12 protein-coding genes and 1 pseudogene are annotated in these 16,725 nt (G+C 43.7%); 10 read left to right on the top strand and 3 right to left on the bottom strand.

What is annotated here, in order from left to right; translation table 11 throughout:
* Nucleotides 1-14: 14 nt before the first annotated feature.
* The 3 genes from IHV12_RS04280 (at nt 15) to IHV12_RS04270 (ending at nt 4,819) form a co-directional block, all read left to right on the top strand.
* Nucleotides 15-965 carry a carbohydrate ABC transporter permease gene (locus tag IHV12_RS04280; RefSeq protein ID WP_312035304.1) on the top strand — a complete coding sequence of 317 codons (951 nt, stop codon included), beginning with the start codon at nt 15-17 and terminating at the stop codon, nt 963-965.
* Between the two features lie 225 nt (nt 966-1,190).
* Entirely contained in the window at nt 1,191-2,411 is a 1,221-nt protein-coding gene (locus tag IHV12_RS04275) for a glucoamylase family protein (RefSeq protein ID WP_197189950.1), read from the top strand.
* Nucleotides 2,408-4,819 (top strand): beta-galactosidase, encoded by a 2,412-nt coding sequence (locus tag IHV12_RS04270; RefSeq protein WP_197189949.1) that lies wholly within the window; start codon nt 2,408-2,410, stop codon nt 4,817-4,819. The genes IHV12_RS04275 and IHV12_RS04270 overlap by 4 nt, the downstream gene beginning before the upstream one ends.
* A gap of 259 nt (nt 4,820-5,078) precedes the next feature.
* Here IHV12_RS04270 and bglX read toward each other — a convergent pair whose 3' ends face one another.
* Nucleotides 5,079-7,250 (bottom strand): beta-glucosidase BglX, encoded by a 2,172-nt coding sequence (bglX, locus tag IHV12_RS04265; protein ID WP_197189948.1) that lies wholly within the window; start codon nt 7,248-7,250, stop codon nt 5,079-5,081.
* A 315-nt stretch (nt 7,251-7,565) separates the two neighbouring features.
* Between bglX and IHV12_RS04260 the strand changes: the two genes are divergently transcribed.
* Both IHV12_RS04260 and IHV12_RS04255 read left to right on the top strand, forming a co-directional pair.
* On the top strand, nt 7,566-8,105 hold the full coding sequence (locus IHV12_RS04260) for a sigma-70 family RNA polymerase sigma factor (RefSeq protein ID WP_197189947.1): 540 nt from the start codon (nt 7,566-7,568) through the stop codon (nt 8,103-8,105).
* Between the two features lie 11 nt (nt 8,106-8,116).
* Complete coding sequence (locus tag IHV12_RS04255; protein WP_197189946.1) at nt 8,117-9,103, top strand: DUF4179 domain-containing protein; 987 nt, start codon at nt 8,117-8,119, stop codon at nt 9,101-9,103.
* 57 nt (nt 9,104-9,160) lie between these two features.
* Here the strand turns inward: IHV12_RS04255 and IHV12_RS04250 are convergent, their stop codons facing one another.
* Nucleotides 9,161-9,388, bottom strand: coding sequence for a group-specific protein (locus IHV12_RS04250; RefSeq protein WP_197189945.1), 228 nt, complete (start codon nt 9,386-9,388; stop codon nt 9,161-9,163).
* Between the two features lie 131 nt (nt 9,389-9,519).
* On the opposite strand from IHV12_RS04250, the gene IHV12_RS04245 reads away from it, so the two are divergent.
* From IHV12_RS04245 to IHV12_RS04225, 5 genes and pseudogenes are all read left to right on the top strand, one after another.
* The gene (locus IHV12_RS04245; protein ID WP_197189944.1) at nt 9,520-10,044 is read left to right on the top strand and encodes a type 1 glutamine amidotransferase domain-containing protein; all 525 of its coding nucleotides are present in this window, start codon (nt 9,520-9,522) and stop codon (nt 10,042-10,044) included.
* Between the two features lie 294 nt (nt 10,045-10,338).
* Nucleotides 10,339-10,485, top strand: a complete 147-nt coding sequence (locus tag IHV12_RS04240; protein WP_197189943.1) for a hypothetical protein — start codon at nt 10,339-10,341, stop codon at nt 10,483-10,485.
* Between the two features lie 265 nt (nt 10,486-10,750).
* Nucleotides 10,751-12,262 (top strand): annotated as a pseudogene (gene argH / locus IHV12_RS04235) (argininosuccinate lyase).
* A 104-nt stretch (nt 12,263-12,366) separates the two neighbouring features.
* A complete protein-coding gene (locus IHV12_RS04230) occupies nt 12,367-13,635 on the top strand; it encodes a peptidoglycan-binding protein (RefSeq protein ID WP_197189942.1) in 1,269 nt (422 codons plus the stop codon).
* 137 nt (nt 13,636-13,772) lie between these two features.
* On the top strand, nt 13,773-15,782 hold the full coding sequence (locus IHV12_RS04225; RefSeq protein WP_231620633.1) for a penicillin-binding transpeptidase domain-containing protein: 2,010 nt from the start codon (nt 13,773-13,775) through the stop codon (nt 15,780-15,782).
* A gap of 83 nt (nt 15,783-15,865) precedes the next feature.
* On the opposite strand, the gene IHV12_RS04220 is transcribed toward IHV12_RS04225, so the two are convergent.
* Nucleotides 15,866-16,705 carry an LCP family protein gene (locus IHV12_RS04220; protein ID WP_197190355.1) on the bottom strand — a complete coding sequence of 280 codons (840 nt, stop codon included), beginning with the start codon at nt 16,703-16,705 and terminating at the stop codon, nt 15,866-15,868.
* Between the last annotated feature and the right edge of the window lie 20 nt (nt 16,706-16,725).

Raw genomic sequence — 16,725 nt, 5'->3', positions numbered from 1 at the left:
AGGATGTGATCAATGTGCAAACCAAAACACAGCAAGTGAACAAGTATTACTTAAAAACGAAACGCATGTTTTTGGGCATGCAGGGGACAGATGGTCTTCTTTACAAGCTCTTGATCTACGGACTCTTGGTCGGAATCGGATTCGTGTACCTGTATCCGCTTCTCTACATGGGTGTGTACAGCTTTAAAAGTTTGGATGATTTGTTGAACCCGCTCGTGAACTGGATTCCAACACAATTTTATACCGGAAACTATGAGCAGGCGAACAAAGTTCTGAACTTCTTCTCAACATTGATGGAAACGTTGTATGTGACCGTTCTTCCTGCATTGGCACAAACTGCTGTAGCAGCAGTTGTCGGATACGGACTCGCTCGTTTTGATTTTCGCGGTAAAAAGATCATGTTCGTTCTAGTGCTCGCAACGTTTATCATCCCGCCGCAAGTGACGCTCATCCCAAGATACATCTTCTTTAATGAGCTGAACATCCTCGGCAGTTTGAGTGCGTTCTTGCTTCCGGCAACCTTCGGACAAGGATTAAACAGTGCAATCTTCATCCTGATCTTTTATCAGTTTTTTAGAGCCGTGCCAAAAGCTTTGGAAGAAGCAGCTCAGCTTGACGGAGCAGGGCATTTTCGAATCTTTTTCACGATCGCCTTACCGATGGCATTGCCTGCGATCATCATCTCATTTTTGTTCTCGTTCGTTTGGTATTGGAACGAAACGTATCTGGCTGCGATCTATTTTGGTGATGCGTTAACGACATTACCCCTGCAGCTGCAGAAGTTCGTTGCGACATATCAGCAGATGTTCCCAGCTGAGATGGGAGTGTCGGGGGGCAACCAGTTGAACGAAGGAATCAAGATGGCAGGAACGGTCCTGTCGATTCTACCGCTATTGATCGTGTACTTTATCACGCAGCGCTGGTTTGTTGAAGGTGTGGATCGTTCGGGGATTACTGGGGAGTAAAAGTGACTTGGGTTTTCATTCTTTTGTGAGATTCTTCATAGAAACAGTGGAATGTAGCAGAAGGTGTGAGACTCCTGCGGGACGAGCGGTCAGGGGAGACCCTTAAAGGCGCAAAGCGGCAAGGGGCTCACCGGTCGCCCCGCGGAAAGCGAAGCACCTGGAGCGGAATGAAACGATCTTCACTTTAAATGGCTTAAAAACCCACAAAAAGAGAGGGGAATAACGATGGATACACAGAAACTATTGGACCTTGAAGCAAAAGGATGCTTTGATTTCTTTTGGAACGAAGCAAACACGGACAAAAACAGCCCGGGATACGGGTTGATCCTGGATCAGTCAGCGAATAAAAAAGTAGCAAGTATCGCATCAAACGGTTTTGGATTAACCGCGATCATCATCGGAATCGAGCGCGGCTGGATCACGAAAGAAGAAGGTTACGAACGTATAAAAGGGACGCTTGAAACGTTCCTGAACAACGTGGAACACGCGAGCGGCTTCTTTTACCACTTCTTAAATATGCAGACAGCGAAGAAAAACGAAGAGTGGTACGACTGTGCGTCGATCATTGATACGGGAATCTTCCTATGTGGTGCCGTAACTTCTGCTGAATACTTTGGCGGAGAAATCGCAGAGCTGTTCGAGAAAATCTACGCTCGCATCGACTGGAACGTGTATTATGATGAGCCGGTCAACCAGTTCTACATGGGCTACAACCCGGAAACGGGCGGCTTCCACCATTGGGATATGTACGCGGAGCAGATGATGACGTATGTGCTTGGTGTCGCATCTCCAACACATCCAGTTCCTGCAAAAATTTACGAAGGTTTTGAGCGCAGAAAAGGGACGTACAAAGATTACGAGTACATCCATGCGCCAGGAAACGCGATGTTCGTTCACCAATATTCGCATGCGTTCATTGATTTTAGAAATATCGTCGACGGAGACGGAATCAACTGGTACGAAAATTCGGTAAAAGCATCTCTTGCGAACCGTGCGTTTTGTAAAGAAAAATCGAGTGAGTTCAAGACGTATCACGAGAATGCTTGGGGCTTAACGGCTTGTGCGAGTCCGACCGGCTACCGTGTCCCAGGTGCTCCTCCTTATTATGAAGGGTGTGAGCCTGAACTTGAGGGTACGGTCGCACCAACGGGAGCAGCGGGATCAATCGTTTTCACACCAGAAGAGTCGATCGCAGCGATGAAGTACTTTTACGAAGAGCACCCACAGCTTTGGGGTGAGTATGGTTTCCAAGATTCTTATAATTTGGATGTCACGCCAGCTTGGTATTCAGACCATGTAATCGGTATTGATAAGGGAATCACGCTTCTTATGATCGAAAACTATCAATCTGGTCTCGTGTGGGATCTGTTCATGAAAAATAAGTATGTGAAACAAGGCGCTGACCTATTAGGTTGGAAAAAGACAGAAGGAAGTCCTGTTAAATGATTGAGATCAAGAACAAACAGATCATCATCGACGGAATGCCCGTTCTGATCACGTGCGGAGAGATTCATTATTACCGCCTTGATAAAAGCGACTGGCAAGACCGTTTAGATAAACTAAAAGAAACAGGTTGTAACGCCGTGGCCACTTATGTGCCATGGCTTTGGCATGAGCCGGTAGAAGGGCAGTTTGATTTTACGGGTAAAACGCGTCCTGAAACAGACCTTGCCGGTTTCATAGACCTTTGTACAGAAAACGGCTTTTATTTCTTCGTTCGTCCCGGGCCGTTCATCATGGCCGAGATGAAAAACGAAGGACTGCCATATTGGGTGTATGAAAAGCATCCTGAGATCATTCCGGTTGGTTGGGACGAGAGCGAACCCACAACACCGACAGTCGATTATCTCGCACCAGGATTCTTACAAGAGGTTCGTAAGTATTATGAAAAAGTAATGGAGATTGTTACGCCGCGCATCTATCCGAACGGCGGAAAAATCATCGCGTTTCAGCTTGATAACGAGATCGGCATGCTTTCTTGGGTGAGCAACACGCCGGACTTAACAGACAACGTGCTGAACGATTTCTCAAATTGGTTGAGCGAACGATACGGTGATAACGTGTCTAATCGCTATCCGTTTACGTTAGAAGAAAGTGCTGAGCGAAACACTGCATTCCGCTCTCCTAAAGAAGAGTATGCGGCCCAACTGTTAAAAGATCTTGGTTATTACATGCGCTACCGATTCGCTAAATACATCGCGATTTTAAGAGAGTACGCAGAAGAGTTTGGAGTGAGGGACATTCCTTTCGTGGTCAACATCCACGGAACAGGTGGAGGACGTGGATTCACGTACCCGATTGGGATCAGTCAGCTGTATGAAACGTATAACCAAGGACCTGGATATATCTCTGGTTCTGATATTTACTTTGGCGATCTTGATATGAAAACGTTCCAAGACCTCTACATCATCAACGGTCTGATGGAAGCTGTGCATAATGAAGATCAGCCGTTAACCTCTGTGGAGTTCAACTGTGGTGACGGAAACTTTGGTGAGACACTAGGCGAGCGCTACGATCCATCAGCGGCAGATTTTAAGTTTAGAATGTGTCTTGCTCAAGGAAACAGACTCATCAACTATTATCTGTTTGCGGGCGGGAAAAATGCGAGACTTGACACGCTTGTTGACGATGGAAACGATCGCATCGCCTCAACAGGTGAGCGCCATGGTTTCGCGGCGCCAATCGGTCCAGAAGGCGACTACAATTACACGTTTCCGCGCATGTCTCGCGTGAACCAAAGTGTGATGGCGGTGAGTGATAAGCTCGCGCGTATGAACGAAGAACGAGATGAAGTATCATTCGCGTTCATTCCGGACTATTACATGACGGAATATCGTTATCCGAAGAGTGAAGTGATGCGTGAGATTCTATCAAACATTGAGGCGAACCGCGGTGCGGGCGCTTGGGAGATCATGTGTCGTGCGATGCTGCTGAACGGTTATCGTTTTACAGCGGTCGATGTTCAGAACAAACTCCTCGATGTGACGAAAACACCTGTCCTAGCGTTACCGTCTGCTCGTTACATGGATAGTGCGATACAGGAGAAGCTCGTAAACTATTTGAACATGAGCGGAAAAATTCTTCTGTACGGTGAGGTTCCTCTTTTTGATATGGAAGGGAAGGACTGTACATTGTTAGCGGAAGCACTTGGTGTGACGTATAAAGGGATTAGTCGTGATGGTCACGGAAACTACCTTTCTATCTATGGAGACAACTGGGCTTCAGCTCAACCCGAGATTCGTTCAGGCTTCGTGCAGCGTTTTGAAGTTGGACCGAATGTAACTCCAATTTTCAGAGTGTACGGATCTGATGATGTGTGTGGCTTTGAGTCTGAAGTGGGGAATGGACGCGCGATCGTGATCGCGAGCTTCTATCGCTGTGATCTGCCTTTCTTTAAAACAGCGCTTGAACGATTAGGAAGTCATGTGAAACTCACGCATGATTGCCCACACCACGGCATCTTTATGACATCGACTGCTGATGCAGAAGGTGAGCGTTTCCTTCATCTGTTGAACCTAGACGGATTTGATAAAGAATTCAATGTTTATGAAGATGGGGTAGCATTGTTAGGCGGAAGAAAGCTGTTGTTGCAGAGCAAAGACGGTGTGATGCTGCCTGTGAATCTATCAGTTGGACGTGTGAAAATTGCTTATGCGACAGCAGAAATTACCGGTGTGAGTGCAGACTATATCGATTTCCGCTTAACGCAGGTGGAAGATGTGATCGCGTTTGAACGTGGAACGAAGATTTTACCGAGTGCTGATTATGTGATTGAAGAAAATGAGGAATTAACGCTCGTTCGCAGCAAGAAACATGCGAAAGTGGATGATGCGTTGCGTGTTTTGGTGGGATAGTAAGGGAGACTGCTCTTTGTGAGCGGTCTTTTCTTTATGTTAGAAGTCAGTCTTTGGTCGCTCGAGCGAAAAGGAAGGCCGTTGGAGCGAAACGCATTGTTGTTTGAGCGAAAACAAAGGTTTACTGAGCGAAACGAAGGGTCAATTGAGCGAAAAGAGCCCACGTCTGCGCGAACGTGTAATCAATATAAAAACACGTACCGTAAAACACACAAAAAAAGGACTGCTCAATCCCAGAGCAGTCCTTCCTATACATATATTACTTTACCAACCTAAACGGAACACTCACCACATCATGGCTGTTTTTCCCGACAAACGCCTCAAACTTACCAGCATCACTCTTGAACTCAAGGTTCTCGTGGTGATAGCGAAGCATTTCTTCTGTGATCTCAAACGTTACTTCTTCAGATGCTCCAGGCTCAAGAACAATCTTTTTATAACCTTTTAGCTCTTTCACCGGACGAACAACATCACCTGCAATATCACGGATATACAATTGAACTAGCTCTTCACCAGTCACATCACCTGTATTCGTAACGGTTACAGAAGCTGTAATCGACTCATTCTCCGTCAACACATCACTCGACAACTTCACATCGTCATACTTGAACTCTGTATAGCTCAATCCGAAACCAAACGGGAATAGAGGTTCGTTCGGAATGTCCAGATAATGAGACAGATAGCGCTCTTTATTTTCTGGAGTCGGCTGTGGACGACCTGTGTTGAAGTGGTTGTAATAAACCGGCACCTGACCAACTGAATATGGGAACGACATCGATAAACGACCAGATGGATTCACGTCTCCGAATAAAAGATCAGCAATCGCAGCACCCGCTTCAGTACCTGGGTACCACGCTTCTAATACAGCATCCACTTGATCTGCTACACCATGTAAATCAAGCGGGCGACCGTTAAAGAGTACCGTCACAATCGGCTTACCTAACTTTTTCATTTCTTGAATCAGTTGAAGCTGAGGCTCAGGTAGACGAATGTCAGCCCGACATCCCGCTTCACCACTCATGAATGATGCTTCTCCAAGTGCGAGTACGATCACGTCCGCATCACTCGCAACACGAACCGCTTTTTCCAATTGATCAGCTGTTACAGACTCAACCTCACAACCATCCGCAACCGTCAAAAGTGAAGGATCAGCCAGTTTACCCAACATACCTGCATCCACTTTTACCACATCATCATAAGCACCTTGCCAAGACCAAGGTCCCATCAGATCGCCATTTGTAGCGAACGGGCCGACTAGTGCAATTTTTTGTGTTGGTTGAAGGGGAAGAACGCCGCCTTCATTTTTTAAAAGGACACAAGATTTCGCAGCAAGGTCACGTGCTACATCACGGTGCTCGTCGCACAGAATCACTTCTTCCGCACGCTTCTCATCAGCACCACGGTACGGATCTTCAAAAAGTCCGAGCTTCTGCTTCAGCGTTAAGATACGTTCTACCGATTCATCAACGAGAGATTCCGATAACTTGCCGCTTTCCACAAGCTCCTTCACATGGTCGACGTAACACGTTGTCATCATCTCGATGTCAACACCAGCTGTCAGTGCTTTATATGCTGCTTCTGCTTCGTCTTCAGCCACACCGTGCGGAAGTTGCTCCTTTACAGCACCCCAGTCCGAAATGATTACGCCGTCGAAGCCCCACTCATCACGAAGAAGGTCACGCATCAGCTTCTTGTTCGCCGTTGCCGGAATACCGTCAACTGTATTGAACGCTGTCATCACCATCTCACAGCCTTCATCAAGCGCCGCTTTATAAGCCGGCAGATAAGACTCACGAAGCTGACGCTCAGACATGTTTACCGTATTGTAATCGCGTCCGCCTTCAGGAGCACCGTATGCCGCAAAGTGCTTCACGCAAGCTGCAACACGGTCTTTGTCGTTCGTGAGATCTGTTCCTTGAAAACCACGAACGAACGCACGAGCGAACTCACTGTTCAGGAAACCATCCTCACCCGTTGATTCCATCACACGACCCCAGCGCGGGTCACGAACGAGGTCGACCATTGGTGCGAACGTTACGTGAACACCAGAAACAGATGCTTCTTTTGCTGCGATCTCAGCGCTTTTTTCAGCTAGGTCTATATCCCATGAGCAACCGATCGCAAGAGGTACCGGAAAGATGGTCTTAAAGCCATGTACGATATCAGCCATCATCAATAAAGGAATGCCATGACGGTTTTCTTTTAAATGTGCGTCTTGAATGTTGCGCGTTTCACGAGCTCCCGATCCACCAAGAACAGATCCTGTATTGCGGATCACGTCATCCGTAATCCCCATCTCCTGCATAGGACCCGTGATGAAGCCTTGATCAGATGAACCTTTAAAGAAAGGCGTAGCCAACTGAACCAACTGCGCGATCTTTTCTTCGAGTGTCATGTCTTGAATTAAATGTTGCACGTTTTGCTTAAGCATAAAGAAAACCTCCTGAATATCGTTTATTGTGTATGGTCTAATGCAATCGAAACGTTTCGATAAACCTGTTAATAAAAATTATAAGCGCTTTCATTTTGAGAGTCAATGAAAAATCGAAACGATTCACTAGATTTGAGTCGTTATACTTTTATAGTCAACTTCTTAAGAAATAAAGGTATGATTTATAGCGTAGTGTTACTTCCAAAAGATTTCTTTCTTAACAGATAATAGATAAATTTTTCACAAGTGATAGAATTCCAGCATTCACTTCGTATTACATAATAGGTACCAATAACCAGCAGGAGGGGTGTACGATTGAAAGTTACAGAAAACAATGTTGTACAACAACTAATAAATAAGAATGAAAATGCCATTTCTTTTATGATCCAACAGTACGGTGGATTACTTACAGCGATCATCAAGCGTCATGTGAACAATCAGCAACAAGATTATGAAGAATGCTTAGACGATGTGTTGCTATCGGTATGGGACAATATTCATTCCTTTGATCCTACGAAAAATACGTTCAAACAATGGATTGCTGCTGTTGCGAAATATAAAGCCATTGATTATCAGAGGAAACAGATTTCTCTTCAAAAACAGCAGTTCTCAGTAGGGGAATTTCATGATTCCATCCTACCAACGCAAAAGCCACAAGAAGAGAGCCTTGTTCAAGAGTTGCTTCAACAATTGCCTCCAAATGAACGGAAAATTTTTCAAAAGTACTATTTAGAAGGAAACACGTCAAGTGAGATCGCTCATGAATTAAACGAGCGAGAGTCTTGGGTGTATAACAAGCTATCCAGAGGGCGTAAAAAACTAAAAGGCTTTTTGTTTCAAAATAACGAAGCATGAGGAGTGGGGATATGACAATCTATCAAAAATTAAATGAACTCGATATGGAATTGGAACAATACGAAGAGCAAGACCTTTCTCATTTTGAAAAAAAGCAATGGGAGAAGCGTGTACGAAAGAAAGTCAAAAAACAAATAGCGTCAAAGGGTAGGAAATATGTGAGTGTAGCAGCGGCCATGCTCCTAGCAACAGGAATATCACTGAGTACTGGAATCGTCTCTATAGCAAATATGCCGTTTGTAGGCGAGACGATCGAAAAGTATTTGAATCAAAACGAGAATCTTGATTTTTCTTCCTATAAAACAGCGATCGGACAAACCGCTGAAAACGAGAAGGGGAAGTTGACGCTGAACGAAGTGATGATTGATGGCGGACGATTACTTATAAGTTCGACTTATGAACCAGCAGACGGAATCGACTTTCATCATAAGATGCACCCTATGCCTAAAGTGAAGATGAATGGAAAAGACTTAACGTCAAGTACTGGCGGGCAGTCGATTGAACTAAACAATTCCATGTTTACGGTTTACAACGAAGTTCAATTAAAAGAGATACTGATGGGAGAGAAGATCCAGTTTCATATTGAATACGATCGCTTAGATCTAGAATTGAAGATGAATCAGCCGTGGGTATTTGATATTGAAGTCCCAACTGAAAAGTTAGCAGCGGATAGCAAAACGATCACGCTTGACCAAGATATACAACTCGAGAACGGACGCTCCATAAAACTCGAAAAAATGATCGTTACTCCCATTTCCACCGTGCTGTATTACGACTGGCCAGGCGAAGAGAACCACATCGCGTTTAAAATTGTAAGTGAATCTGGAACGGAAATCTTGCCTGACATGGTTTCTGTTACACCGGAAGAATCGTATAACAGATTTAGCGCGATCGATCTGGAATCGGAGAAATATGTTGTAGTGCCTTTTGAACACTCAGAAAATCCTGGTGCAGATCAGCCTGGTCGTATACCAGAGCTATCTGTTCCTATAAACTAAGCTTAAAAGCAAAAAACACTTGGTGACGATCCCAAGTGTTTTTTACTATCATCACTCTTATTTCACTAAATGACTCAATTTACCGTTTCGTTTCTCTCTTTCACTTTCATCCGCAAGATCGTACTTTTTCAAAAGATGAAACACTTCATTTAAGTAGGTTTGATCAGCAGCTTCAGACAAAGAGTCGCCAACCTCCATCACGAGTTCACGCGGCATAAAAGCGGATTGTTCGGCTAGCTTCTGCTTCACATCTTCTAACATGTGGTCGATCGTACATTTGCCCATCTATAATCAGTCTCCCTCTGTATCCTATTGAAAAAATCGTATCATAACTCTTTGCAGAAGTGGAAGAATAGTGTCTCAGCTAGGATTCATGTTACGCTATGAAGGATATAAAAATAGTGGAGGTGTTAAACATGCGTTTAAAAGGTAAAAAAGTGCTTAGTCTTGTGCATCATGATTTTGAGGATTTAGAACTGTGGTATCCGATTTTGCGATTGCGTGAAGAAGGGGCGATCGTGGAACTAGTTGGAGAGAAAGCAGGAGAGACGTACATCGGAAAGTACGGTGTTCCGGCTGACGCAGATTATGCGTTTGGTGATGTGAACGCCGAAGATTACGATGCGATCTTAGTTCCTGGTGGCTGGGCACCGGACAAGCTGCGCCGTTTTCCTGAAGTAATCGAAATGGTTCAGCATATGGAGAAGAACAAAAAGCCGATCGGCCAGATCTGTCATGCCGGCTGGGTTCTTGTTTCAGCAAAAGTGTTAGAAGGTAAAAAAGTAACGAGCACACCAGGAATCAAGGATGACATGGAGAACGCAGGGGCAACGTGGATCGATGAACCTGTAGTGGTTGACGGTCACCTCGTATCAAGCCGCCGTCCACCAGATCTCCCAGATTATATGCGTGAATTTGTTACGGTTTTGGAGAAAAAGTAGAGTTTGTTATCAAATGAGGCATCCGATTGTTCGCGAATCGGGTGTTTTTTTGTGAAAATTAGCGTGTTCAGGGGATTAAGAACGATTTACAGGTGAAACATGGTTGTATACAGGTGCTCGTACATCAATCACAGGTGATAACTAGTGCATCACAGGTGAAAACAAGCGATTTATCGGTGAACTTGTAACAAAATATAAAAAACACGTATCGCAAGCTTCAAACATTTGTTTAACTTTAACAGCAGAAAACGATCATGATTTTTGATAAAATAAGTCTAAAGGAGGTGAGTAAAAATGAGCGACAGACAACTATTAGAACAAATTCTAGAACTGAATAAACAAAATCATCAAGGCATTTTAGAACTAAAAGATGATGTGGCAGACTTGAAGGTTAGAGTAACAAATATCGAAAAAACTATGCTCCGCAAAAACATACTATGAATATAAAATTGCTGAACATGACCGCGAAATTTTCCAACTGAAGGAAAGTCAGAACTAATCCTCTAAAAATAAACACACATTTTTACCCCACTCAATCGGGTACACAATTTCATAAGAATACAAAGGACCCGGTTCACATAACGACCGGGTTTTCACATGACTCCATTAACTCTAATCGCAATAACATGATGTAACCGAGTTCCCAACATCCATTCATCTCTATACACTACTAATACATATTCCTTGACAGTTAGGAGTGAAAGACATGCCATCCAAAGACGACTTCATCAAACAGGAAGGCACGGTGTTCCCCGGCAAGACATACGTAGAACACTTGCTTCGCCCGGTATTCAACGATCAAAGAGACTATCTTTTTAAACATATGTTTAACATCCACCGCGCACATGTTGTGATGCTATCTGAACGACGAATCTTAGATAAAAGTGATGCCGCAAAAATACTTCAAGGAGTAGAAACCATAGCCAATATCGACCCACAGACTCTAACCTACGATCCCAAATTCGAAGACTTATTCTTCATGATCGAACACAAAATGAGTGAAGAAATTGGACCCGTTCTTGCGGGCAGTATGCATATGGCGCGTAGCCGAAACGATATGGGAATCGCCATGTACCGCCTCGTGCTAAGAGAACACATCCTCACGCTCACAGAAAGCGCACTTTCACTCGCAACAGCACTTCTAGAAAAGATTGACGAACACGCGGAAACTGTCATGACAGCCTATACCCACACCCAACCCGCACAGCCAACAACGCTCTGACACTACTTAACCGCTGTGCTAGACATCCTTCTACGAGATATCGAACGTCTTCAATCTGCGTACGAAACAGTGAACTGTTCACCAATGGGAGCGGCAGCACTCTCCACAACGAGTTTTCCAATCGACCGTGATAGAGTTTGTGAACTGCTCGGTTTCTCCAGACTTATTGAAAACTCATACGACGCTGTAGCTGGCGGGGATTATCTGATAGAAACCGCGACCGCCGTGTTAACGTTGATGACGAACAGTGGACGTTGGATTCAGGACTTCCTTCAGCTCGTTACCCGTGAACATGACTTCATAAAAGTGGCAGATCCATACGTGCAGATCAGCTCGATCATGCCACAAAAACGAAATCCGGTTTCCATTGAGCATTCGCGGGCACTGGCGAGTTCATCAGCAGGAGAAGCACTCGCGGCAATACACATGATCCACAACACACCATTTGGCGATATCGTGGATACCGAAGACGACCTTCAGCCGCATTTATATAGAAGTTATGAAAAAGCAAACCGGGTGATGCACCTCATGCATGCGGTCATTCGAACGATGGAAGTGAACAAAGGTCTAGCACTTGCCCGTGCGAAAACATCTTGTATCACGATCACAGAGCTTGCGGACTACTTAGCGAAAGAAAAGGGAGTGCCGTTTCGAGGAGCTCACAAAATAGCGAGCACGATAGCGACAAAGTGCTCATCAGAAAAGTTAGAGCTAAATGAACTGCCACTTCAAACGGTTCAACAAATTTTGTCGACTCATCACCAACACCTGACTCTCACCCAAAATGAATGGGAAGACATCATTTGCCCTATTCAATTTGTGAAAAGGCGTAGTATTCAGGGTGGGCCGAATCCGGATGAGGTGAGGAGAATGGCTGGAGAGCGACGCACTGTGATAAATGATGTAGTGAAGCGTCTTGAAGAAAGCAAGACGAACCAAACAATAGCAGAAAATAAATTACAATGTGCAATTCGTAGTCTAATAGAAAAAAATTAAAAAAAGCCAGCAGGCTTTTTTTCGTTTCCTGTCGAAAAGACAGTTAAATAAATATCCATAATTGCCGATATATGTCATAAACGGTATTTTTGAAGGAGGAGAACATGGAGAACACGGTTGTAAAACGGTTAGTGATGACTTCTGCGTTTGCTGGTGCATTTTTTGCTGTTCCTCTCGTTGGTGAAGCTGCCTTAGGTGATAACACTCTTAAACAGGGAACAACGCATGCGGATGTTCAGCAGCTGCAATCCATTTTAAAGCAAAAAGGATACTTTAAAGATTCACAAACGACAACGTATTTTGGACCGATTACAAAAAAGGCAGTTATGGATTTTCAACGAGCAAACGGACTAGTGGTGGATGGGATTGTAGGGAAGAATACGTATAGTAAGCTGTTGCAGAAGTCTTTTCAAGATACGGCACCGAAACCTGCACCAAAGCCGATAATAGCAAAGCCATCGGCCACAACACCAGTGGCTAACACTTCTACAAAAGAAATGAAGCTGTATTCCACAGGACAAGCTGTTATGAAGCTTCAACAAGATCTTAAGTTCCTTGGTTTTTTTACATATTATAAAACGACCGATTATTATGGAACTATCACAACAGAAGCGGTGCGTAAATTTCAGATCAGTCAAAAATTAAAAGCTACAGGTGTGGCTGATGCGAAAACCCAAGAGCTGATCCGAAAGGCAGTTGCGGCTAAAAAAGCACCGCCGGCTCCTTCCAAACCTGCTAAACCACCAGCTTCTAAGCCCCAGCCAACTTCTAAGGACTTGAAGTTTGGCACAACAGGGCCGGAAGTCAAACACCTGCAAACGCGCCTGAAAAATCTAGGTTTCTTTACATACCCGATGATCACGGACTATTTTGGGACAGTAACAGAAGATAGTGTTGAAGCGTTTCAAAAGGCACACGGCTTACCTGTGACAGGAATTGTAACCAAATCGGTTTTAGACAAGATGACTGAAGTAGAGAACAAAAAGCCAGAGCCTGTCAAAACACCGAACGAGATTACTATCAACGTGATTGCGAACGCGGCAGAACTTATGGGAACGCCGTACGTTTGGGCAGGGACGACCCCGAGCGGGTTTGACTGCAGTGGATTTATTCAGTATGTGTTTGCAAAAGAAGACGTTGCACTTCCAAGGACGGTTGCTCAGATGTGGAACGCTACAACAGCTGTTTCTAAGCCAGCTGTTGGTGATCTCGTGTTTTTTGAAACATATGCCACTGGTGCATCACACCTTGGCATCTATTTAGGAAATAATCAGTTCGTTCACAGCGGATCGAGCACGGGCGTGACGATCAGTAATCTTACTTATAAGTATTGGCAAGACCGATATCTCGGTGCTAAGCGTATTAACTATTAATAATCTATCACCTTGTGCGCATCGTTATCTATGCGCGCAAGGTGATTTTTTTATCATGTAGTTATCACACATTTATTGCTAGATTATTTGTTATAATGATTAAACAACTGTTTAATGGTAGGGAAAGGAGTTCTGTTTTGAAGAATTTTTATAAGGTCCTCGTATTAGCAGCACTTTGTTTTGTTTTTTTGACGGCGTGTTCAGAACCGCCAAAGCCGGAATCAACGGTGAAAAAGTATATGTCCGCGTGGCAAAAACAAGATTTTAAGAGTATGTATGACATGCTAGATTCAAAGTCTAAGAAAGCCATCTCGAAAAAAGAATTCGTAGATCGTTATACCACGATTTATGGTGGCATTGAAGCTACAGATCTGAAGGTGAAAACTTCAGGGAAAGTGAAACAAGATGAAAACGAGGAAAAGAAAGCTCAATCCTCGTATTCCGTAAAAATGAACACACTTGCAGGTCCAGTGGACTATACGCATAACATAAAACTAAACCTAGAAGAAAAAGAAGATACAGAGAGTTGGAGAGTAGAGTGGAATCCTTCACATATCTTTCCTCAGATGAAGGAAGGAGATAGAATTTCGGCTTCCTCCATCGCACCAAAACGTGGAGCAATTCTAGACCGTGAAGGAAATCCGCTAGCATTTAACGGCACAGCTTATGAGGTATCGATTGTTCCTCAAGAACTGCCCGAAGACCAAAGCAAAACGATTGTCCCACTCGCAAAAATCTTAGGCATGACGCCAGAAGAGGTCCAAAAAAAACTGGATCAGCCTTGGGTTAAGCCTGAATATAGCGTTCCAATTAAGAAGATGCAAACCGATAACCCAAATATTCAAAAAGCCGTTGCGCTAGCAGGCGTTCAGTCACCGAAAGCCGAAACGAGACTGTATCCGCTTGGAGAAGCAGCAGCGCATATAACAGGTTACATCGCACAAGTAAATGCAGATGATCTCAAGAAGTTAGAAGGTAAAGGATATACCGCGCAAGATTTTGTCGGTAAAGCCGGACTCGAGAAGTTGTACGAAGAACAGCTTCGCGGTCAAGCGGGCGGAGTCATAAAAGTACTTACGAGTGAAAAAGAAGAAAAAGCGGTTGTCGCTGAGAATGAGGTCGTTAACGGAAAAGACGTGAAAACGACGATTGATAGCGGTGTGCAGAAGTCTATCTATGCTCAACTTCAAGGGGATGTGGGGACATCATCTGCCATCCACCCAACAACGGGAGAAGTGCTCGCACTTGTAAACAGTCCATCTTACAATCCGAATGAGTACACACTCGGCTTGACAGAAGCGGTACGAACTAAGTGGAGTGATGATCCGAAAAATCCGCAGCTCAATCGCTTCGTATACACGTATGCACCTGGTTCAGTATTGAAACCAATTACGGCAGCAATCGGGATGGAAAATGACACACTCAATCCGAACGATGTGATGAACGTGAGCGGTAAGTCATGGAAAAAAGATGAATCGTGGGGTGGATATACGGTAACTCGTGTTAGTGCTGTTCCAAGTGTGAACCTTGAAAAGGCACTGATCTACTCAGACAACATTTACTTTGCTCAAGCTGCACTGAAAATCGGGCAAGAGCCGTTCGTAAACGGTTTGAAAAAATTTGGGTTTGGCGAAGATCTGCCACTGGCGAACCCGTCCACAATCGGTGAAGAAGGAATGACCGAAGTACAGCTCGCAGATAGCGGATATGGTCAAGGAAAGATCGAGATGAGTCCGCTTCACCTCGGAATTTCGTATACGCCATTTTTGAATAACGGTAATCTGTTAAAACCGCAGATTCTACAAGATGAAGCGGCGGGTCAACCGACTGTTTTGAAGGAGAATGTGATATCCGAAGAAACAGCAGCGATTCTTCGTGATGATATGTCGAAAGTGGTCTCGAACTCAGCTGGAACGGCGCATGACGCCTACATGGCGAAGCTGCCGCTTGCCGGGAAAACAGGAACGGCAGAACTGAAAGCCAGTAAAGAAGATAAAAACGGTATGGAGTTAGGCTGGTTTGTAGCATATAACACCGAGAATCCGTCCCTTCTCGTTACGATGATGATTGAAGATGTGAAGGGAAGAGGCGGCAGTCACTACTTGGTGCCTAAGGTGAAGAAGGTTTTTGAGGAAAGCATGAACTAACTCAATTGTTTCTTTAATTTAAATAACCAAACCCCATCTGGTATAAGCTAGATGGGGTTTGGTATGTAAATAATATTTATACTTCAATTTTCTAAATAAGAATCTAATAATGAATGGATTCTAGTTCGTTCCTCTTCTTTCACAAGATAGTACCAAACTCCATTTATTTTCTCATTATTACCTTTAATTTCTGTGGATTCTATATTGTTTCTAGCATTTTTATAATTTTGTTGGATGTTCTTCATTTCTTCAAATGTTATATTAGTTTTAACATTATTCCCAAGTATATCTAGTATGTTATCAAATTTTGTGATTGAAGACACTCGTGCACCTTTATCTATAATAGAAGTTATAATTTGGCGTTGCCGATCGTTACGGCCTAAATCCCCTTTAGTATCTTGATACCTCATTCTTGAGTAGGCTAATGCTTCAGTCCCGTTTAATTCTTGGTAACCTGTTGGAAAGTAATTCCCTTGATACTCAAAAGATTTAGGATTATTTACCTCGACACCTCCTACAGCATCAACGATATCTTTAAATGACTCCATATTTACTTTTACGTAGTAATCAAGTGAGATATCTAAGAAATTTTCTGCTGTATCCAAAGCCATTTGAGATCCTCCAACATTGTAGGCATGATTAATTTTATCTTCATATCCCTTACCAATTATTTCCGTTCTAGTATCACGTGGAATGTTGAACATAAGCATAGACTCTTTATTAGGATTTACAGCGGCTATTATAATGGTATCAGACCGCCCCTTATCATTTCTACGTTCATCTACTCCCATTAGCATAATAGAAATAGGTTTAACATTATTTCCTTCAACTAAAGGCTTAGGAGTATCTCTTATAACTTTTTCGTGCATTTCATTTGCTGCTTCTTTTGCTGTAATATATAGATAGTATGTGTAACCTCCCATGCTAATCAATATAATACAGA

It is taken from the genome of Fictibacillus sp. 7GRE50 (genome assembly GCF_015903875.1).
GTDB lineage: Bacteria > Bacillota > Bacilli > Bacillales > Fictibacillaceae > Fictibacillus > Fictibacillus phosphorivorans.
This window is presented reverse-complemented; position numbering and strand designations above follow the sequence as displayed.

What these genes read in the sequence shown, in the direction of transcription:
- IHV12_RS04275 (WP_197189950.1), top strand. Translation starts at nt 1,191, where the DNA reads ATGGATACACAGAAACTATTGGACCTTGAAGCAAAAGGATGCTTTGAT.
- IHV12_RS04270 (WP_197189949.1), top strand. Translation starts at nt 2,408, where the DNA reads ATGATTGAGATCAAGAACAAACAGATCATCATCGACGGAATGCCCGTT.
- bglX (WP_197189948.1), bottom strand. Translation starts at nt 7,250, where the DNA reads ATGCTTAAGCAAAACGTGCAACATTTAATTCAAGACATGACACTCGAA.
- IHV12_RS04255 (WP_197189946.1), top strand. Translation starts at nt 8,117, where the DNA reads ATGACAATCTATCAAAAATTAAATGAACTCGATATGGAATTGGAACAA.
- IHV12_RS04250 (WP_197189945.1), bottom strand. Translation starts at nt 9,388, where the DNA reads ATGGGCAAATGTACGATCGACCACATGTTAGAAGATGTGAAGCAGAAG.
- IHV12_RS04245 (WP_197189944.1), top strand. Translation starts at nt 9,520, where the DNA reads ATGCGTTTAAAAGGTAAAAAAGTGCTTAGTCTTGTGCATCATGATTTT.
- IHV12_RS04240 (WP_197189943.1), top strand. Translation starts at nt 10,339, where the DNA reads ATGAGCGACAGACAACTATTAGAACAAATTCTAGAACTGAATAAACAA.
- IHV12_RS04230 (WP_197189942.1), top strand. Translation starts at nt 12,367, where the DNA reads ATGGAGAACACGGTTGTAAAACGGTTAGTGATGACTTCTGCGTTTGCT.
- IHV12_RS04220 (WP_197190355.1), bottom strand. Translation starts at nt 16,705, where the DNA reads ATGGGAGGTTACACATACTATCTATATATTACAGCAAAAGAAGCAGCA.